Here is a 25,648-nt window from a genome sequence, read left to right as displayed (position 1 = left end):
GCGGTGCCGGAGCCCGGCCCGCGGATGTCTCGGGGTGATCAGTCGTTCGCCGGCCGGGAGGCGGCATCCGCGACGGCCTCGGCGGCCTCGTGGACGGCGTCGCCGACGGTCTCGCCGAAGCGCGCCTGCTGCTCGCGGTACGCGTCGGTGACGCGTTCGGTGAACTCGGTGATGCGCGCGTCGATGTCGGCGAGCACCTCGTGACCGCGAGGATCCTTGTTCACGACGTGCGCGACCACGAAGCCGGCAGCGGCGCCGAGCACGAACCAGAGCACGTTCTTCACAGTCAGATCACTTCCTCGTCGGGCGCGACTCTCACGTCCGTGGTCCATCGTAGGCGACGGGTGGTGTCCGTCGGCGGGCGCCGGCGGCGCAGATACGAGAAGGGCGCCGGGTTTCCCCGACGCCCTTCTCGGTGCGACTCAGCGTGCGGCGTAGTACTCGACGACGAGCTGCACGTCACAGGTGACGGGCACCTCGACGCGCTTCGGGCGACGCACGAGGCGCGCCTGGAGCTTGTCGAGCTCGACCTCGAGGTAACCCGGAACGGCCGGTAGCACGTCGGCGTGACCGCCGGCGGCCGCGACCTGGAAGGGCTCGGTGCCCTCGCTGCGGGCCTTGACGTGGACGAGCTGGCCGGGCTTCACGCGGAACGACGGGCGGTCCACGATCTGGCCGTCGACCAGGATGTGACGGTGGGTCACGAACTGGCGGGCCTGGGCGGTGGTGCGGGCGAAGCCGGCGCGCAGCACGAGCGCGTCGAGACGCATCTCGAGCAGCTCGACCAGGTTCTCACCGGTCAGGCCGTCGGTGCGGCGGGCCTCATTGAACGCGATGCGCAGCTGCTTCTCGCGGATGCCGTACTGCTCGCGCAGACGCTGCTTCTCACGCAGACGGACGGCGTAGTCGCTGTCGGCCTTGCGCTTGGTGCGGCCGTGCTCGCCCGGAGCGTAGGGACGCTTCTCGAGGTAGCGGGCGGCCTTAGGGGTGAGTGCCACGCCGAGGGCGCGGGACAGGCGGACCTTGCGGCGGTCCTGGGACTTCGTGACCACGAAGTGTTCCTTCCGATGACGCGGCCGTGTCTCTCACGGCCCGCGGACGTATCTCCCTCTCCCGCCCTCTCGGTGTGCACGCCGGGGCGCACCGTGAGGTGTTCCAGGAAGGAGGGGATGCCCGAAAACCGGTTTCGAGCCGGTCCATGCTACCAGACCGGCCCGCGCCGGCCGGGCCGCGTCATCCGTCGCCCAGAATGCGCCGGATGCGCTCGAGCCGAGCCTGCACGTCTCGCTCCTGGCCGTGCGCCGTCGGCGTGTAATAGCGGCGCCCGACCAGCGGGTCGGGAAGGTACTGCTGTGCGGCGACGCCGAGGTCGGTGTCGTGCGGATAGACGTAGCCCTTGCCGTGTCCGAGCCGCTTCGCGCCCGCGTAATGCGCGTCGCGCAGATGCGGCGGAACGGCGCCGAACGACCCCGCCCGCACGTCGGCGATGGCCGCGTCGATCGCCAGGTACGCCGCGTTCGACTTCGCGGTCGTCGCGAGGTACGCGGTCGCCTCGGCGAGCGGGATGCGCCCCTCGGGCATGCCGATGAACGCGACCGCGTCGGCGGCGGCGACGGCGATCTGCAGCGCGTGCGGATCGGCGAGGCCGATGTCCTCGGCGGCGGAGATGACGAGGCGTCGGGCGATGAACCGCGGGTCCTCCCCCGCCTCGATCATGCGCGCGAGGTAGTGGATCGCGGCATCCACATCGGAACCGCGGATCGACTTGATGAAGGCGCTGATCACGTCGTAGTGCTCGTCGCCCTGCCGGTCATAGCGCAGGAGCGCGCGGTCGACCGCCGCCGCGACGTGCTCGGCCGTGACCTGGGGTGTCGCCTCGTCGTCATCGGATGCCGCGTCCCCCGCCGCGAGCGTCGCCGCCGCCTCCAGCGCGGTCAGCGCCCGACGCGCGTCACCGGAGGCGAGCCGCACCAGCGCGCCGCGCGCGTCGTCGTCGAGCGCCACCGCGCCGGAGAGCCCGCGCGGATCGGCGACCGCGCGGTCGACGAGCGACCCGAGGTCGTCGTCGGTGAGCGCGCGCAGCGTCAACAGCAGCGAGCGCGACAGGAGAGGCGCGATGACCGAGAAGGACGGGTTCTCGGTCGTCGCGGCGATCAGCACGACCCAGCCGTTCTCGACGCCCGGCAGCAGGGCGTCCTGCTGCGCCTTCGTGAAGCGATGGATCTCGTCGAGGAACAGGATCGTGGACTGCCCGTACAGGTCGCGCTGGTTCAGTGCGTCCTGCATGACCTCGCGCACGTCCTTCACCCCCGCGGTGATGGCCGACAGCTCGACGAACCGGCGCCCCGACGAGCGGGCGATCGCCTGCGCGAGCGTGGTCTTGCCGGTGCCGGGCGGCCCCCACAGGATGACCGACACCGCGGCGGCGCTGCGGGAGTCGGGCGAGGCGAGCGCCACGAGCGGCGACCCCGGACGCAGCAGATGCCCTTGACCCGCTACCTCGTCGAGCGACGTCGGGCGCATGCGCACCGCCAGCGGCGTCGGGGACGACAGCAGGGGCGCGGAACTCACCACGCCAGGCTAGCGGCGCCATGAGACACCGACGCTTTGGCCGCCCACCGGATCACTGCGTAGGATCGGTGCGCTCAACGACCAGTGCAGGAGGACCCGTGGCCGCAGGCGGAAAGTCGCGCGACGAGAGGGTGGCGCGCGAGCGCGCCAGGGCGTACGAGGCCCGCCGTGCGCTGCACGAGGCGAGCCGGCGCCGTCGCGTCCGCGACAACACGATCGCCGCCGTCGCCGGCGGCATCCTAATCCTCCTTCTCGCGGCGGGTCAGTTCGCCTACTACTCCGTCGGACCCGGCGCGCCCGCGCCGTCGCCCAGCCCCACCCCGACGGTGAACCCGAGCGATCAGCCGCTGTTCTTCCCGACCCCCCGCGCGACGGATTCGCCCAGTCCGACCCCGTGACGCGTGACGACGCCCCGACCGGGCCGTCGGAGGGCGCGTACTAGGCTGAGCACGTCCATCCGACCGCCCGGCGAACCGCTTGAGGTGCACCCGTGACTGCCACGAACGACCAGACTCCTGACGTCCCCGCCGCCGAGGCGGACCCGACGCCCGAGACCCCGGCCGAAGAGACCCCTGCCACCGACGTCACTGCAGACGTCGAGGCCACCCCCGACGTCGCCGACGAGGCGTCTGCCCCGGCCGCGATCGCCGCGGTCGAGGCATCCGGGGACGAGGCGCCCGCGGTCGAGAGCCCGGCGCCCGACGCTCCGGTCGAGGACGACACGGTGACGGATGCCGCCCCCGCACCGGCGCCCGTCCCGTCACCGTCGCGCGCGATCCCCGTGCCCACCCGCCCGCGCTCCGCCGCACCGGTCGCTGCGCCCGCCGCGACCACGGAGCCCTGGGGGCGTGTGGAAGAGGACGGCACCGTGTCGGTGCGCGAGTCCGCCGGCTGGCGCGTCGTCGGCCAGTACCCCGACGGGTCCAGTGACGAGGCTCTCGCCTACTTCGAGCGCAAGTACGCCGATCTCGCGGGCGAGGTGGTGCTCCTCGAGGCGCGTCACCGCCGCGGAGGCGCGGGCGCCGCCGACCTGAGCTCCACCGCCGCCGCCGTGCGTGAGCGCGTCGTGGGCGCGGCCGCGGTCGGCGACCTCGAAGGACTCGCCGCGCGACTCGACGCTCTCGTGGCCGCGCTGAGCGCCGCCACCGAGGTCGAGGCGCAGCAGGCCAAGGAAGCCGTCGACGAGGCGATCGCCGAGCGCACCGCGATCGTGGAGAAGGCGGAGGCTCTCGCCGCCCGCGACCCGCAGAGCGTGCAGTGGAAGCAGACCACGGCCGACATCGCCACGCTCTTCGACCAGTGGCAGAACCACCAGCAGAACGGTCCTCGTCTCCCCCGCGCCATCTCTCAGAAGCTCTGGGGCCGCTTCCGTGACGCGCGCGCGACGATCGACCGTCACCGTCGCGCCTACTTCGCCGACCTCGACGAGACCCACAAGTCGGCGCGCGACAGCAAGTCGCGTCTGGTCGAGCGGGCCGAGGCCCTCGCCCCGCGCGGCGAGGACGGCATCGCCGCCTACCGCACCCTCCTCGACGAGTGGAAGAGCGCGGGCCGCGCGGGCAAGAAGATCGACGACGCCCTGTGGGCCCGGTTCAAGGCCGCCGGTGACGTGCTCTACGGCGCCCGTTCCGACCGCGAGAGCGTCGAGGCCGAGGAGTCGAAGGAGCGCATCGAGCTCAAGCGGGCGCTGCTCACCGAGGCCGCCGCGGTTCCGGGCGAGAAGGACCTTGCCGCCGCGCGGCAGTTGCTCACCGGTCTCCAGCGTCGCTGGGACGAGATCGGCCGCATCTTCCCCCGTGACAAGGAGCGCCAGCTCGACGACGAACTTCGTCGCATCGAGCAGGGCGTGCGCGACCGCGAGCAGACGTACTGGCGTGAGAACAACCCCGAGACGAAGGCGCGTGCGAACGACATGACGCGTCAGCTCGAGGATGCCATCGCGAAGCTCGAGGACGACCTCGCCGCGGCGAAGGCGACCGGCGACAGCCGCAAGGTCAAGGCGGCGACCGAGGCGCTCGAGGCGCGTCGCGGCTGGCTGCGCGCCATCGGCGGCTGACGCCTTCTCCACAGCTTCGACCCTCCGGTCCGGCGAGCGGATGCCGCGTGCGGCACCATGGCTCGCATGGGATCGCCGTTCGTGTACGTCGCAGGTGACCGCTTGTCGGTCGCGGAGTTGAGTGCGGCGCGCATCGACGGCGACCTCGTCGAGGTCGGCGATGCGTTCATGCCCGCCGACGCCATCGAGACCCCCGCGATCCGGGCGGCCTCCCTCGCCCAGCTCGTGCCGGCCAACACCGCGCTCGTCGGTCGCAGCGCCGCCTGGGTCCACGGAGCGTTGCTCCCGCTGCCCGAGCGTCAGAGCGTGCAGCGCGCGGTCGCGCACCGCATCGGCCAGCCCGTCGACCGGCGCCTCGTGTACAGCGATCAGGGTCTTCCCGCCGACGCCGTCGAGCTCTGCGGCGGCGTGGCTGTGACATCCGCCGTGTACACCACGACCGACCTCGCCCGTGCGGGCGACGAGGTCGCGGTGCGCGCGCTGTGCGACGCTCATCCCGCGCCGGCTGTGCGGGTGCGTGATGCCTACGCTCTTCTGCAGGCGGCGGGCCCGCTGCACCACAAGCGCCGTGGCCTCGCGATGCTGGAGGCTCTGATCGACGAGCTCAGGACGACGTGACGCGGTAGACGTCGTAGACCGCGTCGATGCGACGCACGGCGTTGAGCACGCGGTCGAGGTGCACGGTGTCGCCCATCTCGAACACGAACCGGCTGAGCGCGAGGCGGTCGTCGGTGGTTGACACCGTCGCCGACAGGATGTTGACGTGGTGCTCGCTGAGCACGCGGGTCACGTCGCTGAGCAGTCCCGATCGGTCGAGGGCCTCGACCTGGATCTGCACCAGGAACACGCTCTTCGTGGTCGGCGCCCACTCGACGTCGATGAGCCGCTCCGGGTTGTCCATGAGCGCCTTCACGTTCGTGCAGTCGGTGCGGTGCACGGAGACGCCGCTGCCGCGCGTCACGAACCCGACGATCTCGTCGCCCGGGACCGGGGTGCAGCACTTCGCGAGTTTCACGAGGATGTCGGGAGCGCCGCGCACGAGGACGCCCGAGTCACCGTCACGCGGCGCGCGGCTGCGGCCGACGTGGGGCAGCTCGATGGCCCCCGTGGAGGTGTCCCCCTCCGCGACGAGCGCGGTGACCTTCTCGATGACCGATTGGGTGGAGACGTGCCCTTCGCCGACGGCGGCGTACAGGGCGGAGACATCTTCGTACTTCAGCTGGTGTGCGACCTGGGAGAAGGAGTCCTGATTCATCAGGCGTTGCAAGGGCAGGTTCTGCCGCCGCATCGCGCGGGCGATCGACTCCTTGCCCTGTTCGATCGCCTCTTCGCGGCGCTCCTTCGTGAACCAGCCGCGGATCTTGTTGCGCGCGCGGGTGCTCTTGACGAACGTGAGCCAGTCCTGGCTCGGGCTCGCATCCGGGTTCTTCGAGGTGAACACCTCGACGACGTCGCCCGAGTTCAGTTCACTCTCGAGCGGTACGAGACGCCCGTTGACCTTCGCCCCCATCGTGCGATGGCCGATCTCGGTGTGCACCGCATAGGCGAAGTCGACCGGAGTCGCGCCGGACGGGAGCCCGATCACGCGTCCCTTCGGCGTGAAGACGTAGACCTCCTTGGCGCCGATCTCGAACCTCAACGACTCGAGGAACTCGCCGGGGTCAGCGGTCTCGGCCTGCCAGTCGGAGATGTGGGCGAGCCACGCCATGTCGGTGTCGACGGTGCGGTCGTCGGTGCGACTGCCCGACATCCGCTCCTTGTACTTCCAGTGCGCCGCGACGCCGTACTCGGCCTGCTGGTGCATCTCGTTCGTGCGGATCTGGATCTCAACGGTGCGCCCGCCGGGGCCGATCACCGTGGTGTGCAGCGACTGGTACAGGTTGAACTTCGGCGTCGCGATGTAGTCCTTGAAGCGGCCGGGCAGTGGAGTCCAGCGGGCGTGGATCGAGCCCAGCACGGCGTAGCAGTCGCGCACGGTCGCGACGATCACGCGGATGCCGATCAGGTCGTAAATGTCGTCGAACTCCCGACCGCGCACCACCATCTTCTGATACACGGAGTACAGCTGCTTCGGACGACCCATGACGCGCCCGCGGATGCGCAGCTCGCGCAGATCCGCATCGACGGAGTCGATCACACTGTGCACGTACTGCTCGCGCTGGGGCGTGCGCTGCTTGACCAGACTCTCGATCTCGGCGTAGAGCTTGGGGTGCAGCACGGCGAACGAGAGGTCCTCGAGCTCCGACTTGATCGCCTGGATGCCGAGGCGGTGCGCGAGCGGAGCGTAGATCTCGAGAGTCTCGCGCGCCTTCTTCTGCGCCTTCTCGGGCGGCACGAAACCCCACGTGCGGGCGTTGTGGAGCCGGTCGGCGAGCTTGATGAGGAGCACGCGGATGTCTCGCGACATCGCGACGATCATCTTGCGGACCGTCTCGGCCTGCGCGCTCTCGCCGTACTTGACCTTGTCGAGCTTCGTGACGCCGTCGACGAGCATCGCGACCTCGTCGCCGAACTCCGCCGTCAACTGGTCGAGGCTGTAGTCGGTGTCCTCGACGGTGTCGTGCAGCAGGGCCGCAGCGATCGCCTTCGGTCCGAGACCGAGATCGGCGAGCACCTGAGCGACCGCGAGCGGGTGCGTGATGTACGGCTCACCGCTCTGGCGCTTCTGGTCGCGGTGCGCGCGCTCCGCGACGGTGTATGCGCGCTCGATGACAGCGAGGTCGCCGCGCGGATGATGCGTGCGCACCGTGCGCACGAGCTGGTCGACATCGTCGCGCCGGTGCGCGCGGGAGAAGATCCGAGGCACGAGCCGCCGCAGCGAAGAGGCCTGGGGCGCGGCCGGAACGGTCTCGGTCACTCGCGTCTCACCGCCCTTCGCCGGATCGGATCATCCTACGCCCGCTGCCGAGGTGGACGGCCGCTCAGGCGGCGACCGCTGCCTTGCTGCGAGAGGCGCGCACGCGGGCGTCGCGCGCCTTGACCTTCGGCTCGTTCTCACGGAACAGCGAGTACAGCGGCGCCGCCACGAAGATCGTCGAGTAGGCAGCCACGATCGTTCCGACGAAGATCGACAGCGAGATGTCGGTGAGCGTCTGTGCACCCAGCCAGAACGCGCCGATGAACAGGATCGCACCGGTCGGGAGCACCGCGACGATGGTCGTGTTGACCGAACGGATGAGGGTCTGGTTGACCGCCAGGTTCACCGACTCGCCGAACAGGCGACCGGCCGCCTCACCGCCTTCGCGCGTGTTCTCCCGGATCTTGTCGAACACGACTGTCGTGTCGTAGAGCGAGTACGCCAGGATCGTGAGGAATCCGATCACCGCGGCGGGCGAGATCGCGAAGCCGCAGACCGCGTAGATACCGATCGTGATCACCAGCACGTCCACCACGCCGATGACGGCCGCGGCCGACATCTTCCACGTGCGGAAGTAGAGCGCGAGGATGAGGAACGTCAGCGCGAGGAAGATCGCGAGTCCCCAGAGCGACTGGCGCGTGACATCCGCGCCCCACGCCGGACCGATGAACGAGTCGGTGACGTCGGTCTGCGGCACGTCGAACGCCGTGGCGAGCGCCTGGCTGACCTGCTGGGTCTGCTCGGGCGTCATCTGGTTCGTCTCGACCTGAACCGAGGTGCCCCCGACCGTGGTGACGCTCGAGACCGAGCCGGGGACGACACCGTTGACGGCGTTCGTCGCGGTGAGCTGATCGGGGTTCGTCAGACCGCTCACGGTGAACTGCGAGCCGCCGGTGAACTCGATCGAGAAGTGGATCGGGCGCACGAGGGGAACGAGCACCGACGCGATCACGAGCACCGCCGCGATGATGAACCACACACGACGACGGCCGACGAAGGGGAAGGACGTCTTGCCGGTGTAGAGGTCGTTTCCGAGCTGATTCATGGAGCGCATCAGTCGTCTCCCTCCTTGGTCGCGGTCGTGGTCCCGCCGCCGAGTTCGGCCGCGCGCTTTCGCTCGGCGATCGTCTGCCGGCGCTCCGCCTCCTTGCGCGACTTCGCCGAACGCCCGGCGGTCGCCGCTGCCGGGGCGCGGAACTGGGCGCGGCCGCGGTAGACGGCGCCGAGCGCCTCGGGGTCGAGACCCGAGAGCGGGTGCCCCGAGCCGAAGAACCGGGTGCGTGCCAGCAGCTGCATGACAGGGTGCGTGAACAGGATGAAGATGAGCACGTCGATCGCGGTCGTGATGCCGAGCGTGAACGCGAAGCCCTTCACCGTCGCATCCGCGAGGATGTAGAGCACGACGGCCGCGAGCACGTTGATCGACTTCGAGATGTAGATCGTGCGCTTCGCCCGGCCCCAGCCGTCCTCGACGGCGGAGGTGATCGACTTGCCGTCGCGCAGCTCGTCTCGGATGCGCTCGAAGTACACGATGAACGAGTCGGCGGTGAAGCCGATCGTCACGATCAGACCGGCGACACCGGCGAGAGACAGGCGGAAGCCCATGCGCCACGCCAGGATGCAGAGCACCGCGTACGTGATGACCGCCATCACCGCGAGGGAGGCGATGATCACCGAGCCGAGAGCCCGGTAGACGATGAGCGAGTAGATCGCGACGAGCGCCAGACCGATGAGTCCCGTGATCAGACCGATCATGAGCTGCTGTGAGCCGAGGGTCGCCGAGATGGTGTCGGAGCTCTGCACCGAGAAGCTCAGCGGCAGAGCACCGAACTTGAGCTGGTCGGCGAGCGTGGTCGCGCTCTCCTGCGTGAACGAGCCCGAGATCTGCGGTTTGCCGTCGGTGATCACGGCGTTCATGCTGGGGGCGGAGAGAACGGATCCGTCCAGCACGAAGGCGAACTGGTTGAGCGGCGCCGTCTGGCTGTAGAGGCGCTTGCTGATGTCGCCGAAGGTCTGGGTTCCCTCGCCGTTGAACACGAGGTTCACGACCCACTGGCCGTTCTGCGTGTTCAGACCGGCACTGGCGTCGGTGATGGCGGAGCCGTCGAGCTCGACGGGCCCGAGGATGTACTTCGCGGTGTTGGTCGAGTCGCAGGTGACGAGCGGCTTGTCCTTGGGCGCGTTCGCGGGGTCGTTCGTCGTCGCCGAGCAGTTGTAGGCCTGATACTCCGCCTGCAGCGCCGGGGTGATCCACGAGGTGTCACTGCCGCTCGTGGGCGACGCGGTCGGGGTGGACTGCAGGGTGGGCGCGGGCGTCGGGTAGGGCGTCTGGTTCCCGTCCTGTCCGGTGAAGCTGCCGGTGACGTCGGCCGACGTGTACAGCACGGCCCGCAGCTGCAGCTGGGCCGAGGCCTCGATGCGCTGTCGCGTCTGCTCGTCCGCCGTTCCGGGGATCTGCACGACGATGTTGCGGCCGCCCTCTGTCGAGACGGATGCCTCGGACACACCCGACGCGTCGATGCGCTGGCGGATGATCGACACCGCCTGGTTCATCTGCGTGTCGGTGGGTGCCGCGCCGTCGACGGTCTGCGCCTGCAGGATGATCTGCGTGCCGCCCTGGAGGTCGAGCGCGAGCTGCGGGGCCCACGACGACTTCTGGAACACGTAGACGCCGAGGGCGTTGATGCCGAACAGCACGGCGATCACGGCCAGCAGGCCGATGAGGGCACGCCAGGCGTGCTTGACGGGGGTGGATGTCGCCACTGATCAGGTCTTTCGGAAGGGGTGCGCGGGCACCGTGTCAGGCGTCGGTGCCGTTCTTCTTCTCGTCGTCGGCGTCGTCGGCCTTCTTCTGGTCGTCGCTGATCGAGGAGATCTCGCCGCTGGCGACGCCGGCCTCGTACTCGTCGTGGGTGGCCTCGGCCTCGAGGTACTCGTCCTCGGTGACGACCTCGTCGATCGGGTCGACGACGCGAAGGATAGCCTGGCTGTGCACCTCGATCTCGACGCCGGGGGCGATCGAGACCACGGCCGGCTGGTCGAGGTTGTCGGAGTCGAAGGTCACGATGGTGCCGTACAGGCCTCCCTGCAGCAGCACCTTGGCGCCGGGGACGGTCTGACGCGCGCGGGCCTCGACCTCGGCCTTCTGCTTCTGCATGCGGCGTCGGGAGCTCCAGAACATGAAGACCAGGAGCAGGACGAGCAGGATGAGCAGGCCGTAGTTGCTGAAGAACGTGCCGAAGTCCATGCGGGCGCGGAGCCTTTCAGATGAGGCGCACTCAAGATGGGCGCCGTAGGGAGAGGGCGGCGAAAGCCTTCAGCGATTATAGGTCATCCATATCGAGCGTTCCGGTCGCATGTGCCGGGGCCACACCGAGATGGGCATACGCCTCGGGCGTGGCGACGCGCCCGCGGGGCGTGCGACCCATGAGTCCGATGCGCACGAGGTAGGGCTCGACGACCGACTCGATCGTGTCGGCCTCCTCTCCGACCGTCACCGAGAGGGTGCCGAGGCCGACGGGCCCGCCGCCGAACCGGCGGATCAGAATGTCGAGCACCGCCCTGTCGAGCCGATCGAGACCGATCGGGTCGACGTCGTAGAGCTCGAGCGCGGCGCCGACGGCCGCGACATCCGTGCCCGCGCCGCCGTGTACAAGCAGGTAGTCACGTACGCGGCGCAGCAGTCGGTTCGCGATGCGGGGTGTCCCCCGGGAGCGGCGGGCGATCTCGGCGCGCGCGCGGGCGGACAATTCGACCCCGAGCACGATTGCCGAGCGCTCGACGACGCGTTCGAGCTCGGCGGGGTCGTAGTACTCCAGATGGGCGGTGAAGCCGAACCGGTCGCGCAGTGGGTTCGGCAGCATGCCGGAGCGCGTCGTCGCGCCCACGAGCGTGAACGGGGCGAGATCGAGCGGGATCGAGGTGGCGCCGGCGCCCTTGCCCACCATGATGTCGATGCGGAAGTCCTCCATCGCGAGATACAGCATCTCCTCCGCCGAACGGGCCATCCGGTGGATCTCGTCGATGAACAGGACCTCCCCCGGCTGCAGGCTCGACAGCAGCGCCGCGAGGTCCCCCGCGTGCTGGATCGCGGGGCCGCTCGAGAGCCTCAGGGGACGCCCGCTCTCGTGCGCGACGATCATCGCGAGGGTGGTCTTGCCGAGCCCCGGGGGGCCGGCGAGCAGGATGTGATCGGCGGGCCGCTCCTGGATGCGGGCGGCATCGAGCAGCAACTGCAACTGCCCGCGCACCTTGGGCTGCCCGATGAACTCGGCGAGCGACGTCGGGCGCAGTGCGCCCTCGATGGCGAGCTCGGTCTCATCGACCGCCTGCGGGTTCACCTCATCCACGCACATGCTCCCCTCGCGCGGGCCCGAGTTCGGCGAGGGCGAGCCGGAGCAGGGCGGGAACGCTGCGTTCGGTCGCGGGCGCGCTCTCGATGACGGATGTCGCGGTCTCCTGTGCGACCCGGTCGTTCCAGCCGAGACCGTTCAGGGCCGCGGTGAGCTGGGTGAGCAGCGCGGCGTCTCCCCCGCCCGTCGGAGAGGTCGAGGCAGCTGACGGCGGGGCGAGGCGCCCGGCGAGCTGCACGACGATGAGCTTCGCCGTCTTCGGGCCGATCCCGGAGACGCGCCGGAACGGCGCGTCGTCCTCGGCGGCGACGGCGGCGGCGATCTGGTCGATCGACAGGTGCGAGAGCACGCCGAGGGCCGACTTCGGGCCGACGCCGGAGACGCCGAGGAGCGCCAGGAACACGACGAGCTCGGCGCGCTCGGTGAACCCGACGAGCTGCATCGCGTCTTCGCGCACGACGAGATGCGTGTGCAGCAGCACCTCGGCGCCGGGAGTCAGGCTGTGGGCGACGGGTTGCGTCACTGCGACGGCGTAGCCGACGCCGCCGGTCTCGACGACGACGGTGTCGCCGTCGACGTACAGCACGGAGCCGCGCACGGAAGCGATCATGGCTCCACCCTACGAGACGGTTCGCAGATATGTTCGAGCGACACGCTAGCGGCGGGCGCGGCGCTCGGCGTCGGCCCAGGCGCGCTGCGCCGGCGTCAGGGCGGATGCCCCAGGGGCGGCGGGGCCGCGACGCCAGGCGTGGCAGAGCGCGAGGGCCAGGGCGTCCGCGGCATCCGCAGGCTGCGGGGGTGAGTCGAGGCGCAGCAGGCGCGCGATCATCGCCTGCACCTGCGCCTTGTCGGCTGAGCCGTAGCCGGTGACGGCGGCCTTCACCTCGGACGGCGTGTGGGTCGCGGCCTCGAGGCCGAACTCGGCGGCGACGAGCAGCGCGATGCCGCTCGCCTGTGCCGTGCCCATGACGCTGTGCCGGTTGTGCTGGGCGAAGACGCGCTCGACGGCGACCACGTGGGGCTGATGGACGGCGACGACCTCGCGGACGCCGTCGGCGATGAGGCGCAGGCGCCGCTCGATCGCGAGGTCGGGTGAGGAGCGCACGACCCCGACGTGTACGAGGCGCGCAGAGCGGTCGGGAGCGACATCCACCACGCCCACGCCGCAGCGGGTGAGGCCGGGGTCGATGCCGAGCACGCGCAGCGAAGGGGTGGTCACTCCCCCACGCTAACGATCGCGGGTCGCGGCGCTCGAGCGGCGCGCCCGCGTGCGATCACTCGTCCTCTTCGAGCTCGGCCTGCACCTCGGCGGTGAGGTCGAAGTTCGAGTAGACGTTCTGCACGTCGTCGCTGTCCTCGAGGGCGTCGATGAGGCGGAACACCTTGCGGGCGGTCTCGGCGTCGATCTCGACCTTGAGGGTCGGGACGAACTCGACGTCGGCCGACTCGTACTCGATGCCGGCGTCGACGAGCGCGCTGCGGACGGCCACGACATCGGATGCCTCGGTGATGACCTCGAAGCCCTGGGCGTGGGGCTCGATCTCCTCGGCGCCCGCCTCGAGGGCCGCGAGCATGACGTCATCCTCGGTCGTGCCCTCGTCAGAGACGACGATGACGCCCTTGCGGGAGAAGTTGTAGGCGACCGAACCGGGGTCCGCGAGGGTGCCGCCGTTGCGGCTGAGTGCCGTGCGCACCTCGGCCGCGGCGCGGTTCTTGTTGTCGGTCAGACACTCGATCATGAGGGCGACGCCGTTGGGACCGTAGCCCTCGTACATGATCGACGAGTACTCGACCGACTCGCCGCCGATGCCGGCGCCGCGCTTGATCGCGCGGTCGATGTTGTCCTTGGGCACCGAGGTCTTCTTGGCCTTGAGCACCGCGTCGAAGAGGGTCGGGTTGCCCTGCAGGTCGGCACCGCCGAGCTTGGCTGCGACCTCGATGTTCTTGATGAGCTTCGCCCACGACTTCGCGCGGCGGGCGTCGACGACCGCCTTCTTGTGCTTGGTCGTGGCCCATTTGGAGTGTCCGGACATAGATTCCAGTTTACGGGCGTGTGGCGAGGATCTTCACGAGGGTGCGGAGATTGCGCGTCGTGGTGCGCTCCCGCCAGGTGCGACGCGCGACCGCCTTCGCGAAGGGGGTGTCGGTCGAACGCCCCTTGGGTGGGTTCCAGTACACGACGGCGCCGACGCGGGCGACCGGATCGAGGTCGTCGTCGCGGGGCTCGTCGATGAGGGATGCCGCGGTCTGCGCGGTGTCGCAGAAGATCACCCACGGCTGACGCGCGGTGTCGTCGGCCGCGAACGGGAACCCGCCGATCGCCTCTTCGACGGCCTCCCGGGCAACGAGCAGCAGGTGCGCGTCGTAGTCGTAGTGGCGTCCGAGCGCCGCCTCGAGCCTCGCGCGGAGAGCCGCGGCATCCGCTCGCTCGGTCGGGTGGTCGAACACGACGTTGCCGCTCGCGAGCACCGGCACGACGTCAGTGCCCCCGATGCCCGTCACGATCTCGCGCAGCTCGGCGTTGCGCACGGTCGCGCCGCCGACGTTGACCCCGCGCAGCAGGGCGATCCAGCTGGTCACGTCGCGAGACTACGCGGCGGGGACGACATCGAACGGATGCCGCGGCTCACGCCGCCGCGACGGCGTCGAGCAGCAGGCGGTGGAACCTCAGCTCCCCCGTGACCTCGGGGTGGAACGACGTGCCGAGCAGGGGGCCCTGCCTCACGGCGACGACCCGCCCGTCAGAGAGGTGGGCGAGCGGTTCGGCCCGGGCGCCGACCTGTTCGATGAGCGGTGCGCGGATGAACGCGGCGTGCACAGGCGGTGCGCCGAGGGAGGGCACCTCGAGGTCGGTCTCGAACGAGTCCACCTGGCTGCCGAACGCGTTGCGGCGCACCGTCACGTCGAGGCCGCCGAAGGTTTGCTGCCCGGCGATGCCGTCGACGATGCGCTCGGCGAGCAGGATGAGGCCGGCACAGGTGCCGTACACCGGGAGCCCTCCGGCGATCGCCTCGCGCAGGGGGTCGTGCAGCTCGAAGGCGCGGGCGAGCTTGTCGATGACGCTCGACTCGCCGCCCGGGATCACGAGCCCCTGCACGGCGGCGAGGTCGTCGGGGCGCCGCACCCTGGCGACATCCGCCCCCAGCGCCGCCAGGGCGACGGCGTGCTCGCGCACGTCGCCCTGGAGCGCGAGCACCCCGATGCGCGGGCTGGTCACCAGCCGCGCTCGGCGAGGCGGTGCGGTGCGGCCAGGTCGGTGACATTGATGCCGACCATCGCCTCGCCGAGTCCGCGCGAGACCTCGGCGATGACGGCCGGGTCGTCGTAGAACGTGGTCGCCTTCACGATGGCGGCGGCGCGCTCGGCCGGGTTGCCGCTCTTGAAGATGCCGGAGCCGACGAACACGCCGTCGGCACCGAGCTGCATCATCATGGCTGCATCCGCGGGGGTGGCGACGCCGCCGGCGGTGAAGAGCACGACCGGGAGCGTGCCGGTCTCGGCGATCTCGGCGACCAGCTCGTAGGGCGCCTGGAGCTCCTTCGCGGCGACGTAGAGCTCGTCCTTGGTGAGAGAGCGCAGCACGTTGATCTCGCTCGTGATCTTGCGGATGTGCTTGGTCGCCTCGGACACATCGCCCGTGCCGGCTTCGCCCTTGGAGCGGATCATGGCCGCGCCCTCGTTGATGCGACGCAATGCCTCGCCGAGGTTGGTGGCGCCGCAGACGAAGGGCACCGTGAACTTCCACTTGTCGATGTGGTTGACGTAGTCGGCGGGCGAGAGCACCTCGGACTCGTCGATGTAGTCGACGCCGAGCTGCTGCAGCACCTGCGCTTCGACGAAGTGCCCGATGCGCGCCTTCGCCATGACCGGGATGGAGACCGACGCGATGATGTCGTCGATGAGGTCGGGGTCGCTCATGCGGGCGACGCCGCCTTGGGCGCGGATGTCGGCGGGCACCCGCTCGAGCGCCATCACGGCGACGGCGCCGGCGTCCTCGGCGATGCGCGCCTGCTCGGCGGTGACGACGTCCATGATGACGCCGCCCTTGAGCATCTCGGCGAGGCCGCGCTTGACGCGGTCGGAACCGATGGTGGGAGTGGTCACGGTCTGCTCCTTCGGGCGTCCGGATGACGCCATGTTTTGGCCTAGGCCGAAATGTAACACGACTGGCGCTTAGGCTTGCTGCGAGGGGGTCACACATGACGACAGGCATCACGGGCACCACCGCGACCGAGATCGCGGACAGCGTGCGCACGCTCGTCGAGCGAGGCGATCGCGTCCCCGGCGCGCTGCTGCCGCCTGTGCGCACCCTCGCCGACACGCTCGGCGTGAACCGCAACACCGTCGTCGCCGCCTACCGGCAGCTCGCTCTGGCGGGGGTCGTGGTCTCGCGGGGGCGCGCCGGAACCCGCATCGCCGCGCGCACCCGCATCGCGCAGGAGGGCTACGCCGCCGACACCGTGCTGCGCGACATCGGCACGGGCAACCCCGACCCGCGACTCATCCCCGACCCGACCGAGGCCCTCCGACGCGTCGGCGGACGCCCCGTGCTCTACGGCGAGCCGGTCATCGACCGTGCGCTCGAGGCGTGGGCGCGGGACTGGATGACCGAGGCGCTGCCGGAGGCGCGCGACATCCGCCTCACGATCACCGGCGGCGCGTCCGACGCGATCGACCGCCTGCTCTCGCAGACCCTCGCCCGCGACGACGCGGTGGCGCTCGAAGACCCGTGCTTCCTGTCGAGCCTGAACATCGTGCGCCTCGGCGGCTACAGGGCCGTGCCCGTCCCGGTCGACGAGGAGGGCATGACTGTGGCCGGACTCCGGGCCGCGCTCGCCGCGGGCGTGCGGGCGGTCGTGCACACCCCCCGCGCGCAGAACCCCACCGGCGCGAGTCTCAGCGCCGCGCGCGCGACGCAACTTCGGGAGGTGCTCGCCGAGCACCCCTACGTGCTCATCATCGAGGACGATCACTTCTCCCTGCTCTCCACCCGCCCGTTCCACTCGCTCATCTCCCCCGCCCACGAGCGCTGGGCCCTCATCCGCTCGGTCTCGAAGTTCCTGGGGCCCGACATGGGGCTGGCCATCACAGCCGCAGACCCGCACACCGCCGAACGCCTCGCCCTGCGGCTGAGCCCCGGCACCACCTGGGTCAGTCACCTGCTGCAGCGCCTCGCGCACGCCCTCCTCATCGACCCGGCGGTGCGCGCGCAGATCGACGCGGCCGGCGCGCATTACGCCTCGCGCAACGCCGCCTTCATCGCCCGGCTCGCCGACCGCGGCATCGTCGTGCCGCCCTCCGACGGACTCAACGTGTGGGTGACGACGGATGCCGCGGCCCGCCCCGTCGCCGAAGGGCTCATGCGTCGCGGGTGGCTCGCCCGGCCGGGCGACGAGTTCGAGCTGGCCGGCGGGGGTGCGGCATCCGCTCTTCGTCTCACGGTGCACGAGCTTGACGATGCCGATCAGGAGCGCCTCGCGGACGACGTCGCCGCGGCCGTCGTCGCGGCGCGCGCCGCGGATGCGAGGATCGACGGATGAAGATCCTCTCGATCCAGTCGGCCGTGGCCCACGGGCACGTCGGCAACTCGGCCGCCGTGTTCCCGCTGCAGCGCATCGGTGTCGAGGTGCTGCCGGTGTACACGGTGACCTTCTCGAACCACACCGGGTATGGCTCCTGGCGGGGTCCGCTCATCGCCCCGAGCGACGTGCACGAGGTGATCCTCGGCATCGAGGAGCGCGGGGTCTTCCCCGAGATCGACGTAGTGCTGTCGGGCTATCAGGGCAGCGAGGGCATCGCCGATGTCATCCTCGACGCGGTCGCGCGGGTCAAGGCCGCGAACCCCGACGCCATCTACGCCTGCGACCCGGTGATGGGAAACGCCGTGTCGGGATGCTTCGTGGCCCCCGCAATCCCCGATCTGCTGCGCGACCGGGTCGTGCCCGCCGCCGACCTCGTCACGCCCAACCAGTTCGAGCTGGGATTCCTCACGGGCACCTCCCCCGACACGATCGCCTCGACGCTCGAAGCGGCCGACCTCGTGCGGGCCTCCGGCCCCGAGACCGTGCTCGTCACGAGCGTCGCCCGCCCCGACCGCCCGGAGGGCACGATCGAGATGCTCGTCGTGAACGGGGACGGCGCCTGGCTCGTGCAGACGCCCATGATCGGCATGAAGGCGAACGGGTCGGGCGATGTGACGGCGGCCCTGTTCACCGCGCATTACCGCGCGACCGGCGATGCGCAGGCCGCGCTTGCGCGCACCACGTCGAGCGTCTTCGATCTGCTGCAGCGCACGCACGACGCGGGATCTCGGGAGCTGCTGCTCGTCGAGTCGCAGGAGGCGTACGCCCACCCCCGTCTGCAGTTCGACGTCGCGCGCGTGCGGTGAGCCTCGGCATCCATCACATTCGGTGATGGCCGCGATCGTTTTCCGATTCTTGTGGCGCCGGGGCGCCGGATCGACGATGAATCCGGCCGCCGCACCCGACGGGCGGCCGGAAGGCAGGTGCCGACATGCGCGCCCTCACCCTCGCCGCCACCGGCGGCATCGTGCTCACCGAGATCGACGAGCCATCGGCTGATGCGACGCCGGCGACGCTCGTCGCGGCGGCGGTGAACCCCGTCGACCGGGTGATCGCCACCGGGACCATGCCCTTCCGCCCGCTCGCACCGGGCGCCGTCGCCGGCCTCTCCGGCGTGGTGCAGGATGCCGCGGGCGGGCTTCTCTACGTGAGCGCGCCGCCCGCGCCGTTCGGCACGTTCGCCGACGTCGTGCCGCTGCGCGGTGCCGAGAGCGTGCCGGTGCCCGACGGGCTCGACCCGGTGACGGCGGCGGCGATCGGGGTGCCGGGGATCGCCGCGTGGCTCGCGCTGCACCGTGCCTGTCGCCACTCTTCCCGAGCTCGCGGCGTCGCCGTTCATCGACGCCCCGCGCGGGTTCGGCACCCGCGACCTCATCGACGAGGTGTTCGCCCGGGCGGGCCTGCGGCGCGACATCGGCGTGGAGGCACCGGATGCCGCGGCGATCCCCGTGCTCGTCGCGAAGGGCGCGGGGGTCGCGATCGTCCCCGACTTCGTCGCAGGGCTCGGAGACGTGGGCGATGCCCTCGCGGTGCGACCGCTCGACCCGCCTCTGCCCGCGTGGACGCTCTTCCTCGGCACAGCCGTGCACACGACGCCGTCGCGCGCGGCCGCGGCGTTCATGGCGATGCTGCGCGCCGTCCGCCGCGGCGGGTGAGGCGCGGCATCCGCTCTCTCGAGGGAGAGGGGACGCGGTCAGGCCGGCCAGGCGTCGGCGAGCGACTGGCGCACCTCGCCGAGCAGCTGCGGCAGGGCCTTCGTCTTCGCGATGATCGGGAAGAAGTTCGCGTCGGTCGCCCAGCGCGGCACGACGTGCTGGTGCAGGTGGGCGGCGACGCCCGCGCCGGCGACCTCGCCCTGGTTCATGCCGATGTTGAAGCCGTGGCAGCGTGCGGTCTCACGCAGCGTGCGCATCGCTGTCTGCGTCAGGCGGGAGATCTCGTCGATCTCCTCTGCGGTGGCCTCGTCGTAGAGACCGACATGGCGGTAGGGGCACACCAGCAGGTGTCCTGAGTTGTACGGGAAGAGGTTCAGCAGCACGTAGGCGTGCACACCCCGGTGCACGATCAGGGCGTCCTCGTCGCTCATCGACGGCGCTGCGCAGAACGGGCAGTCGTGCTTCAGCGGCTCGGGGCCTGCCTGGATGTACGCCATCCGGTGCGGGGTCCACAGGCGCTGGAACTCGTCCGGCACGCCGGGCAGATCGGATGCCGCGACCAGCGCGTCATCCGATCCGCCCGCGTGCGACGAGGTCATACGAGCTGATCCGCCGTGTCGACGAGGGTGTGCTGCGCGATGGCGCGCAAGACGAGGGCGATCGCATCGTCGACGGGTACGCCGTTGGTCTGCGACCCGTCGCGGAAGCGGAACGAGACCGTGCCCGCGGCGCGGTCCTGCTCCCCCGCGATCAGCTGCAGCGGCACCTTCTGGGTGGTGTGCGTGCGGATCTTCTTCTGCATGCGGTCGTCGGAGTGGTCGACCTCCGCGCGCACGCCCGCCTCACGCAGGCGGCCGACGATCTCGTCGAGGTACGGCGCGTACTCCTCGGCGACCGGGATGCCGACGACCTGCACCGGGGAGAGCCACACCGGGAACGCGCCGGCGTAGTGCTCGAGCAGGATCGCGAAGAACCGCTCGATCGAGCCGAACAGTGCACGGTGGATCATGATGGGGCGGTGACGCTCGCCGTCCGAGCCGGTGTACTCCAGCTCGAAGCGCTCGGGCAGGTTCGGGTCGACCTGCACGGTCGACAGCTGCCAGGTGCGCCCGATCGCGTCACGGGTCTTCAGGTCGATCTTCGGGCCGTAGAACGCCGCCTCGCCGGGCACCTCGGTGAGCTTCAGTCCGCTCGCCACCGCGACGTTGCGCAGTGCGTTCGTGGAGTACTCCCAGAACTCGTCCGAGCCGATCCACTTCGACTTCTCGTCGTCGCGCATCGACAGCTCGAGCTCGAAGTCGTCAAGGCCGAAGTCCCGCAGCATCGAGATGACGAACTCCAGCACCTTCGTGGCCTCACTCTCGAGCTGCTCGGGGGTCACGAACAGGTGCGAGTCGTCCTGGGTGAAGCCGCGGACGCGCGTGAGGCCGTGGAGGGCGCCCGAGAGTTCGTTGCGGTAGACGGTGCCGTTCTCGGCGAGCCGCATCGGCAGGTCGCGGTAGCTGCGGCCGCGCTCCTTGTAGATGAGGATGTGCATCGGGCAGTTCATCGGCTTCAGGTAGTACTCCTGGCCGGCCTTGGTGATGGTGCCCTCGGCGTCGCGCTCCTCGTCCATCGTGATGGGCGGGAACATGCCGTCCCGGTAGGTCACGAGGTGGTTCGAGGTCAGGAAGAGGTCTTCCTTCGAGATGTGCGGGGTGTACACGTAGGTGTAGCCGGCCGCCACATGGCGGCGGCGGGCGTGCTGCTCCATCTCGCCGCGGACGATGCCGCCCTTCGGATGCCAGACGCTCAGTCCCGAACCGATCTCGTCGGGGAACGAGAACAGGTCGAGCTCCTTGCCGAGCTTGCGGTGGTCGCGCTTGGCGGCCTCCTCGAGGCGCTGCTGGTAGGCGCGCAGTTCGTCCTTCGTCGCCCACGCGGTGCCGTAGATGCGCTGCAGCTGCGGGTTCTTCTCACTGCCGCGCCAATAGGCTCCCGCGATGCGCTGCAGATCCCAGCCGTTGCCGATCGTGCGGGTGTTGGGCACGTGAGGTCCGCGGCACAGGTCTTTCCAGACGGTCTCGCCGTCGCGGTCGACGTTGTCGTAGATCGTCAGCTCGCCGGCTCCGACCTCGACCGAGGCGCCCTCGGCGGCCTCCTTCGTGCCGCCCTTGAGGCCGATCAGCTCGAGCTTGAACGGCTCGTCGGCGAGCTCGGCGCGCGCCTCGTCGTCGCTGACGACCCGGCGAACGAAGCGCTGGCCCTCGCGGACGATGCGCTCCATCTCCTTCTTGATGGCCTTGACGTCATCGGGGGTGAACGGCGCGTCCGTGCCGAAGTCGTAGTAGAAGCCGTCGGTGATCGGCGGGCCGATGCCGAGGTTCGTCTGCGGCTTGATGCGCTGCACCGCCTGGGCGAGCACGTGGGCGGTCGAGTGCCGCAGGATCGCCAGGCCGTCGGCGCTGTCGATCGTGACCGGCTCGACCGAGTCCGCAGCGGTCACGACCGTCGCGAGGTCCTTCAGCTCACCGTTGACGCGCAGCGCCACCACGGATCGGTCGGGGAAGAGGGCGAAGCCGTCGGCGGGATACTCGACGACGGTGGGTACGACATCAGACACAGGGAAATCTCCAGAGAATCGCTCGGTTCCAGGCTACTCAGCTTCGGGGCGCACGCGCGCCGCCGCCCGCTCAGGCGCCGAGCGTTCGCGTCGCCGTCGCGCGCACGACGACGGTCGTGAGCGGGCGAGGGCGGATGTCCATGCCGCGAGCCTACCGCTCCCGCGTTCGTCGAGGAGCAGGATGAGAGCGTGAAACTCGCGGGCGTCGGCGCCGTGCTCCTGGTGCTGTCGGCGATCGCCGTGGCGACCGGCGTGCTTCCCGCGGCGAACGCCCTCGCCATCGGCGACCGCGTGTGGCCCATCCTGCTGTTCGTCGTCGCGGTGACGGTCGTCGCCGAGCTCGCCGCGGCCGCCGGCGTCTTCGACGCCGCGGGCCACCTGCTCGTGCGCCTCAGCCGCGGGCACACGGTGCGGCTGTGGTTCAGCATCGTGCTGCTGGCGGTCCTCGCGACCGCCTTCCTCTCCCTCGACACGACCGCGGTGCTGCTCACCCCGGTCGTGGTCGCCGTCGCGCGCCGGGCGGGTCTGTCGCCGCTGCCGTTCGCGTTCGCGACCGTGTGGCTCGCCAACACGGCGTCGCTGGCGCTGCCGGTGTCGAACCTCACCAATCTGCTCGCCGCCGACCGGCTCGCGGGCGGCGACCCGCTGCAGTTCCTCGCGCTCATGGGGGCGCCCGCGCTCATCGCGATCGTCGTCACTGTCACGGCGCTGCTGCTGTTCCACCGCCGTCAGTTGCACGGGCGGTTCGAGACGCCGGTCGCCCCCCGAATCGACGATGCCCCCCTGCTCATCGTGAGCGCGGCCGTCGTCGTGGTCATGATGCCGCTCCTCGTGTCCGGTCTCGCACCGTGGATCCCGGCCCTCGGAGCCGCTGTGGTCTTGACGATCGTGTTCGCCGTGCGCTCCCCCGCCGCGCTGCGCCCCTCTCTCCTCCCGTGGCAGCTCGTCCTGTTCGCCGCCGGGCTGTTCCTCGCCGTCGGCGCGCTGGAGGCGCTCGGCGGCGCCGCCGTCATCGGAGCGGTGGCGGGAGCGGGCGACGATCTGCTCGAACTCTGGCGGGTCGCGGCATCCGCCCTTGTCGGCGCGAATCTCATCGACAACCTGCCCGCCTACCTCGCGCTCGAGCAGGTCGCGCACACACCGGCGCGCCTGGGCGCGGTGCTCGTCGGGGTGAACGCCGGCCCGCTGATCACGCCCTGGGCCTCCCTTGCGACGCTGCTCTGGCATGCCCGGCTGCGGTCGCTCGAGGTGCAGATCTCGTGGCGCACCTACATGCTGCGCGGGTGCCTCGTGGCCCCGCTGGTGGTCGCCCTCGCGACCGTGCCGCTCGCGTTCTGACGCCTCAGAGGTTCCTCAGGGCCTCGCGGCGACTGAGCGGACTGAGCGGATGCGCCTCGACGTATGCGCGCACCCAGTCGGGTGCGACGCGCGCGTGGTCCCGCAGCGCCCAGCCGATCGCCTTGCGCACGAAGAACTCGGTGTCGGCGATGTTGGGGCGGATCGCATCGTCGAGCAGCGTCTCGTCGAGTGCGGTGCCGCGACCGAGCTGCGAGATGATCGCGATGCGTCGCAGCCACATGTCGTCATTGCCGGCCCAGGCGCGCACGAGGCGCGCCGTCTCGCGCGGTCGCACCTCGAGCTGGTCGGCGACACGGTGGGCGAGCTCGTCCACGAGGTCCCACCACTGCCCCTCGCGCACACATCGCTCGATGGTCCCCAGCAGGGAGGGGTCGTCCTGCAGCGGCCTGAGAGCGAGGATCGCGAGGGCGGCGTAGCGCTCCTCACGCACCTCGGCGCCGCTCCACAGTGCCTCGGCGGCCGCGCGCAGGGTCCCGGCGTCCGCCACACCCTTCGCGCGCTGCCGGGTGAGTCGTCGCACCTCCGGCACCGGCACACCGCGGAACGGCATCGCCGATGTCATGTACGCCTGCTGGGCGGCGGCGCGAGCGGGGTCGGCGCGCGCTCGCAGATCGGCTCGGACGCCCTCGACGATCTGCGCCGACGCGGTCATGACGCGTCGAATGTGAGATCGACCTGGATCTCCCCCGCGAGCTGCTCGAGCGCCGCCGTCGCGTCGTCGGCGACGGCAGCGGATGCCGCGTGCGCGGCGATACTCGCCTCGAACAGCGTCCCTCCGGCCATCGGCGCATCGAACACGCGACTCGTGAACGCGTCGATCGTGAGGCCGCGCACGCTGAGCGCGCGGGTGACGTCGTTCACGATGCCGGGACGATCGTTGCCCAGCACGGTGAAGGTGAGACGCGACCCGGCGGGGTCGGGAGCGTGTGTCGTGAGGTGCACCGACACCCGCAGTGCGGGAAGGTCGGCCAGGGCCGTCGTGAGGGCGTCGACCGCGTCATCGGCCACCTCGACGAGCACGATCCCGGCGAACGCGCCCGCGAGCTCGGCGAGTTCGCTGCGCTGCCAGTTGCCGCCATAGGCGGCGACGGCGTGTGCGAGGGACTGGACGATGCCGGGGCGGTCGTCGCCGACGACGGTGAGCACGAGCTGGGCCATGCGCCGAGCCTAGGGTGCGGACGGTGCGGCTGTCAGGGGCTCCCTGAAGTGTCGTGTCCACACGCGTACGTGGAGGCGGACTCCGCGGTACTCCGAGTCGCGTTCGTCCAGGGCGGTGAACCCCGCAGCGCGGCACACACCGTTCGAAGCGTCGTTCTCGATCGAGGGGAAGGCGACGATGAGCGACCGCGGCGCCGCGATCGTCGGGGCCATCTCGACGAGTGCCCGCAGCCCCGCCCCGGCGTATCCGCGGCCCTGCCACGGCGGGAGCACGTGCCAGCCCGCTTCGTACACTGGCGCGCCGCCGAGGTCGCTCGGCCAGAAGCCGATACCTCCGATCGCGGTGCCCTCCCGCTCGATCGCGAACATCCACGCTTCCCCCGCCGCGGTGAGGCGCAGATACTTCGCGTGTCGCGCCCGGACCTCGTCGTCGGTCTCGGGGCCGCCGAGGTGCACGGTCATCTCGGGGGTGTTCGCGGCGATCAGGACGGGCAGGTGGTCATCGCGCCAGGGGGTGAGGGAGACATCCGTCATGTGACCAGTGTGCGCGGCGGCGCCGACATCCTCCGGAAACGAGAAAACCCCCGGCGAGCCGGGGGTTTCGGGTGGTGCGCGATACTGGGATCGAACCAGTGACCTCTTCCGTGTCAGGGAAGCGCGCTACCGCTGCGCCAATCGCGCCTGTTCAGGCATGTTCACTTGTGAGTGGAGGTGGCGACGGGATTCGAACCCGTGTAAACGGCTTTGCAGGCCGGTGCCTAGCCGCTCGGCCACGCCACCGTGTGGTTTGACCCCACGTGCCGTGATCGTTCGATGGAACGACCCCTGCACTCGAGCGGATGACGAGACTCGAACTCGCGACCCTCACCTTGGCAAGGTGATGCGCTACCAACTGCGCTACATCCGCGTGTTTCCCAGTTGCCCGGGGCACTCGTACGACTTTAGCCGACGAATCGGTCGACGCAAAACCGGCACGCGCGCGGGCGTTTCGCGCTCTCGGTTCGCGGCGGGCCCGCCGCATCCGGTATGCTCGACACTCGGTCCTCCGGGGCCGATCGGGCGATTGGCGCAGTTGGTAGCGCGCTTCCTTCACACGGAAGAGGTCATCAGTTCGAGTCTGGTATCGCCCACCACAGAACCCCCGCTTCGGCGGGGGTTCGTCGTGTGAGTTCTACGCCTCGCACAGGCGCGTGCGCGTCGTCCGGATGGCGATGACGAGGCACACGGCGACCGCGATCGCCCACAGGGTCCACAGCACCGCCGTCGCCGGCGCACCGAGCACCGGACCCGAGATGCAGTACGAGCGTCCCGGCACCGACGAGTCGTAGCATGCCCCCTCCGTCAGGCTACTCACGGCCCAGAGGGGCGCCGCGACGCCACCAGCGACGGCGGTCCAGATCCACGCCCAGATGACACCGCCCAGCCCACGGCGATCGGATGCCTCGTGCTCCCCCAT

At 70.4% G+C, this 25,648-nt stretch carries 27 protein-coding genes and 4 tRNA genes; 8 read left to right on the top strand and 23 right to left on the bottom strand.

The genetic code is table 11. From position 1 onward, the window contains the following. Nucleotides 1-38: 38 nt before the first annotated feature. The 3 genes from RR49_RS10720 to RR49_RS10710 form a co-directional block, all read right to left on the bottom strand. Complete coding sequence (locus RR49_RS10720) at nucleotides 39-284, bottom strand: ATPase (protein WP_045248077.1); 246 nt, start codon at nucleotides 282-284, stop codon at nucleotides 39-41. A gap of 138 nt (nucleotides 285-422) precedes the next feature. Next, nucleotides 423-1,052, bottom strand: a complete 630-nt coding sequence (rpsD, locus tag RR49_RS10715; RefSeq protein WP_048808934.1) for a 30S ribosomal protein S4 — start codon at nucleotides 1,050-1,052, stop codon at nucleotides 423-425. 181 nt (nucleotides 1,053-1,233) lie between these two features. Further along, nucleotides 1,234-2,523: a replication-associated recombination protein A gene (locus tag RR49_RS10710; RefSeq protein ID WP_045248178.1), complete on the bottom strand. Its 1,290-nt coding sequence runs from the start codon at nucleotides 2,521-2,523 to the stop codon at nucleotides 1,234-1,236. A 146-nt stretch (nucleotides 2,524-2,669) separates the two neighbouring features. Between RR49_RS10710 and RR49_RS10705 the strand changes: the two genes are divergently transcribed. The 3 genes from RR49_RS10705 (at nucleotide 2,670) to RR49_RS10695 (ending at nucleotide 5,245) form a co-directional block, all read left to right on the top strand. After that, nucleotides 2,670-2,969, top strand: a complete 300-nt coding sequence (locus RR49_RS10705) for a hypothetical protein (protein ID WP_045248076.1) — start codon at nucleotides 2,670-2,672, stop codon at nucleotides 2,967-2,969. 92 nt (nucleotides 2,970-3,061) lie between these two features. Further along, nucleotides 3,062-4,627: a DUF349 domain-containing protein gene (locus RR49_RS10700; protein ID WP_048808932.1), complete on the top strand. Its 1,566-nt coding sequence runs from the start codon at nucleotides 3,062-3,064 to the stop codon at nucleotides 4,625-4,627. A 66-nt stretch (nucleotides 4,628-4,693) separates the two neighbouring features. After that, complete coding sequence (locus RR49_RS10695; protein ID WP_052672043.1) at nucleotides 4,694-5,245, top strand: hypothetical protein; 552 nt, start codon at nucleotides 4,694-4,696, stop codon at nucleotides 5,243-5,245. On the opposite strand, the gene RR49_RS10690 is transcribed toward RR49_RS10695, so the two are convergent. The 11 genes from RR49_RS10690 to pdxS form a co-directional block, all read right to left on the bottom strand. Continuing rightward, nucleotides 5,232-7,484, bottom strand: coding sequence for a RelA/SpoT family protein (locus RR49_RS10690; RefSeq protein ID WP_045248074.1), 2,253 nt, complete (start codon nucleotides 7,482-7,484; stop codon nucleotides 5,232-5,234). The genes RR49_RS10695 and RR49_RS10690 overlap by 14 nt on opposite strands. 64 nt (nucleotides 7,485-7,548) lie before the next feature. Continuing rightward, nucleotides 7,549-8,538 carry a protein translocase subunit SecF gene (secF, locus tag RR49_RS10685; RefSeq protein ID WP_045248073.1) on the bottom strand — a complete coding sequence of 330 codons (990 nt, stop codon included), beginning with the start codon at nucleotides 8,536-8,538 and terminating at the stop codon, nucleotides 7,549-7,551. Next, on the bottom strand, nucleotides 8,538-10,247 hold the full coding sequence (gene secD, locus RR49_RS10680) for a protein translocase subunit SecD (protein ID WP_045248072.1): 1,710 nt from the start codon (nucleotides 10,245-10,247) through the stop codon (nucleotides 8,538-8,540). Before secD ends, secF begins: the two co-directional genes overlap by 1 nt. Before the next feature lie 37 nt (nucleotides 10,248-10,284). Then, entirely contained in the window at nucleotides 10,285-10,731 is a 447-nt protein-coding gene (locus tag RR49_RS10675) for a preprotein translocase subunit YajC (protein ID WP_045248071.1), read from the bottom strand. 76 nt (nucleotides 10,732-10,807) lie between these two features. Then, entirely contained in the window at nucleotides 10,808-11,839 is a 1,032-nt protein-coding gene (ruvB, locus tag RR49_RS10670; protein ID WP_045248070.1) for a Holliday junction branch migration DNA helicase RuvB, read from the bottom strand. Further along, nucleotides 11,826-12,446: a Holliday junction branch migration protein RuvA gene (gene ruvA, locus RR49_RS10665; protein WP_045248069.1), complete on the bottom strand. Its 621-nt coding sequence runs from the start codon at nucleotides 12,444-12,446 to the stop codon at nucleotides 11,826-11,828. The genes ruvB and ruvA overlap by 14 nt, the downstream gene beginning before the upstream one ends. 45 nt (nucleotides 12,447-12,491) lie before the next feature. Then, nucleotides 12,492-13,055, bottom strand: coding sequence for a crossover junction endodeoxyribonuclease RuvC (ruvC, locus tag RR49_RS10660; protein ID WP_045248068.1), 564 nt, complete (start codon nucleotides 13,053-13,055; stop codon nucleotides 12,492-12,494). 55 nt (nucleotides 13,056-13,110) lie between these two features. Further along, a complete protein-coding gene (locus RR49_RS10655) occupies nucleotides 13,111-13,869 on the bottom strand; it encodes a YebC/PmpR family DNA-binding transcriptional regulator (protein ID WP_045248067.1) in 759 nt (252 codons plus the stop codon). A gap of 10 nt (nucleotides 13,870-13,879) precedes the next feature. Next, nucleotides 13,880-14,416: a DUF1697 domain-containing protein gene (locus RR49_RS10650; RefSeq protein ID WP_045248066.1), complete on the bottom strand. Its 537-nt coding sequence runs from the start codon at nucleotides 14,414-14,416 to the stop codon at nucleotides 13,880-13,882. 46 nt (nucleotides 14,417-14,462) lie between these two features. After that, entirely contained in the window at nucleotides 14,463-15,056 is a 594-nt protein-coding gene (gene pdxT, locus RR49_RS10645) for a pyridoxal 5'-phosphate synthase glutaminase subunit PdxT (protein WP_211255163.1), read from the bottom strand. Then, nucleotides 15,050-15,973, bottom strand: coding sequence for a pyridoxal 5'-phosphate synthase lyase subunit PdxS (gene pdxS, locus RR49_RS10640; RefSeq protein ID WP_200930901.1), 924 nt, complete (start codon nucleotides 15,971-15,973; stop codon nucleotides 15,050-15,052). The genes pdxT and pdxS overlap by 7 nt, the downstream gene beginning before the upstream one ends. A 62-nt stretch (nucleotides 15,974-16,035) precedes the next feature. Between pdxS and RR49_RS10635 the strand changes: the two genes are divergently transcribed. The 3 genes from RR49_RS10635 (at nucleotide 16,036) to RR49_RS10625 (ending at nucleotide 19,073) form a co-directional block, all read left to right on the top strand. Further along, on the top strand, nucleotides 16,036-17,376 hold the full coding sequence (locus RR49_RS10635) for an aminotransferase class I/II-fold pyridoxal phosphate-dependent enzyme (protein ID WP_045248063.1): 1,341 nt from the start codon (nucleotides 16,036-16,038) through the stop codon (nucleotides 17,374-17,376). Continuing rightward, nucleotides 17,373-18,224 (top strand): pyridoxal kinase PdxY, encoded by an 852-nt coding sequence (gene pdxY / locus RR49_RS10630; protein ID WP_045248062.1) that lies wholly within the window; start codon nucleotides 17,373-17,375, stop codon nucleotides 18,222-18,224. The genes RR49_RS10635 and pdxY overlap by 4 nt, the downstream gene beginning before the upstream one ends. A gap of 489 nt (nucleotides 18,225-18,713) precedes the next feature. Continuing rightward, nucleotides 18,714-19,073: a LysR family transcriptional regulator substrate-binding protein gene (locus RR49_RS10625; RefSeq protein WP_048808931.1), complete on the top strand. Its 360-nt coding sequence runs from the start codon at nucleotides 18,714-18,716 to the stop codon at nucleotides 19,071-19,073. Nucleotides 19,074-19,111: 38 nt separating this feature from the next. On the opposite strand, the gene RR49_RS10620 is transcribed toward RR49_RS10625, so the two are convergent. Both RR49_RS10620 and thrS read right to left on the bottom strand, forming a co-directional pair. Beyond that, nucleotides 19,112-19,672 carry an HIT family protein gene (locus RR49_RS10620; RefSeq protein ID WP_045248061.1) on the bottom strand — a complete coding sequence of 187 codons (561 nt, stop codon included), beginning with the start codon at nucleotides 19,670-19,672 and terminating at the stop codon, nucleotides 19,112-19,114. Continuing rightward, entirely contained in the window at nucleotides 19,669-21,675 is a 2,007-nt protein-coding gene (thrS, locus tag RR49_RS10615; RefSeq protein ID WP_045248060.1) for a threonine--tRNA ligase, read from the bottom strand. The genes RR49_RS10620 and thrS overlap by 4 nt, the downstream gene beginning before the upstream one ends. A gap of 189 nt (nucleotides 21,676-21,864) precedes the next feature. On the opposite strand from thrS, the gene RR49_RS10610 reads away from it, so the two are divergent. Further along, entirely contained in the window at nucleotides 21,865-23,013 is a 1,149-nt protein-coding gene (locus RR49_RS10610; protein ID WP_045248059.1) for an SLC13 family permease, read from the top strand. Nucleotides 23,014-23,017: 4 nt separating this feature from the next. On the opposite strand, the gene RR49_RS10605 is transcribed toward RR49_RS10610, so the two are convergent. From RR49_RS10605 to RR49_RS10580, 6 genes are all read right to left on the bottom strand, one after another. Beyond that, a complete protein-coding gene (locus RR49_RS10605; protein WP_045248058.1) occupies nucleotides 23,018-23,686 on the bottom strand; it encodes a DNA alkylation repair protein in 669 nt (222 codons plus the stop codon). Further along, nucleotides 23,683-24,192 carry a glycine cleavage system transcriptional repressor gene (locus RR49_RS10600; protein ID WP_045248057.1) on the bottom strand — a complete coding sequence of 170 codons (510 nt, stop codon included), beginning with the start codon at nucleotides 24,190-24,192 and terminating at the stop codon, nucleotides 23,683-23,685. Before RR49_RS10600 ends, RR49_RS10605 begins: the two co-directional genes overlap by 4 nt. A 9-nt stretch (nucleotides 24,193-24,201) precedes the next feature. Continuing rightward, on the bottom strand, nucleotides 24,202-24,726 hold the full coding sequence (locus tag RR49_RS10595; RefSeq protein ID WP_045248056.1) for a GNAT family N-acetyltransferase: 525 nt from the start codon (nucleotides 24,724-24,726) through the stop codon (nucleotides 24,202-24,204). 72 nt (nucleotides 24,727-24,798) lie between these two features. Continuing rightward, nucleotides 24,799-24,873, bottom strand: a tRNA-Val gene (locus tag RR49_RS10590). 25 nt (nucleotides 24,874-24,898) lie between these two features. Further along, nucleotides 24,899-24,972 (bottom strand) — tRNA-Cys (locus tag RR49_RS10585). Between the two features lie 54 nt (nucleotides 24,973-25,026). Then, nucleotides 25,027-25,099 (bottom strand) — tRNA-Gly (locus tag RR49_RS10580). Between the two features lie 150 nt (nucleotides 25,100-25,249). Here RR49_RS10580 and RR49_RS10575 point away from each other — a divergent pair. Continuing rightward, nucleotides 25,250-25,325: transfer RNA gene (locus tag RR49_RS10575), tRNA-Val, on the top strand. A 38-nt stretch (nucleotides 25,326-25,363) separates the two neighbouring features. Here RR49_RS10575 and RR49_RS10570 read toward each other — a convergent pair. Continuing rightward, entirely contained in the window at nucleotides 25,364-25,648 is a 285-nt protein-coding gene (locus RR49_RS10570) for a hypothetical protein (protein ID WP_045248055.1), read from the bottom strand.

The sequence above is a fragment of the Microbacterium ginsengisoli genome (genome assembly GCF_000956535.1).
GTDB lineage: Bacteria > Actinomycetota > Actinomycetes > Actinomycetales > Microbacteriaceae > Microbacterium > Microbacterium ginsengisoli.
Note: the sequence above shows the minus strand (reverse complement) of the source record. Positions and strands in the feature narration are given on the sequence as shown.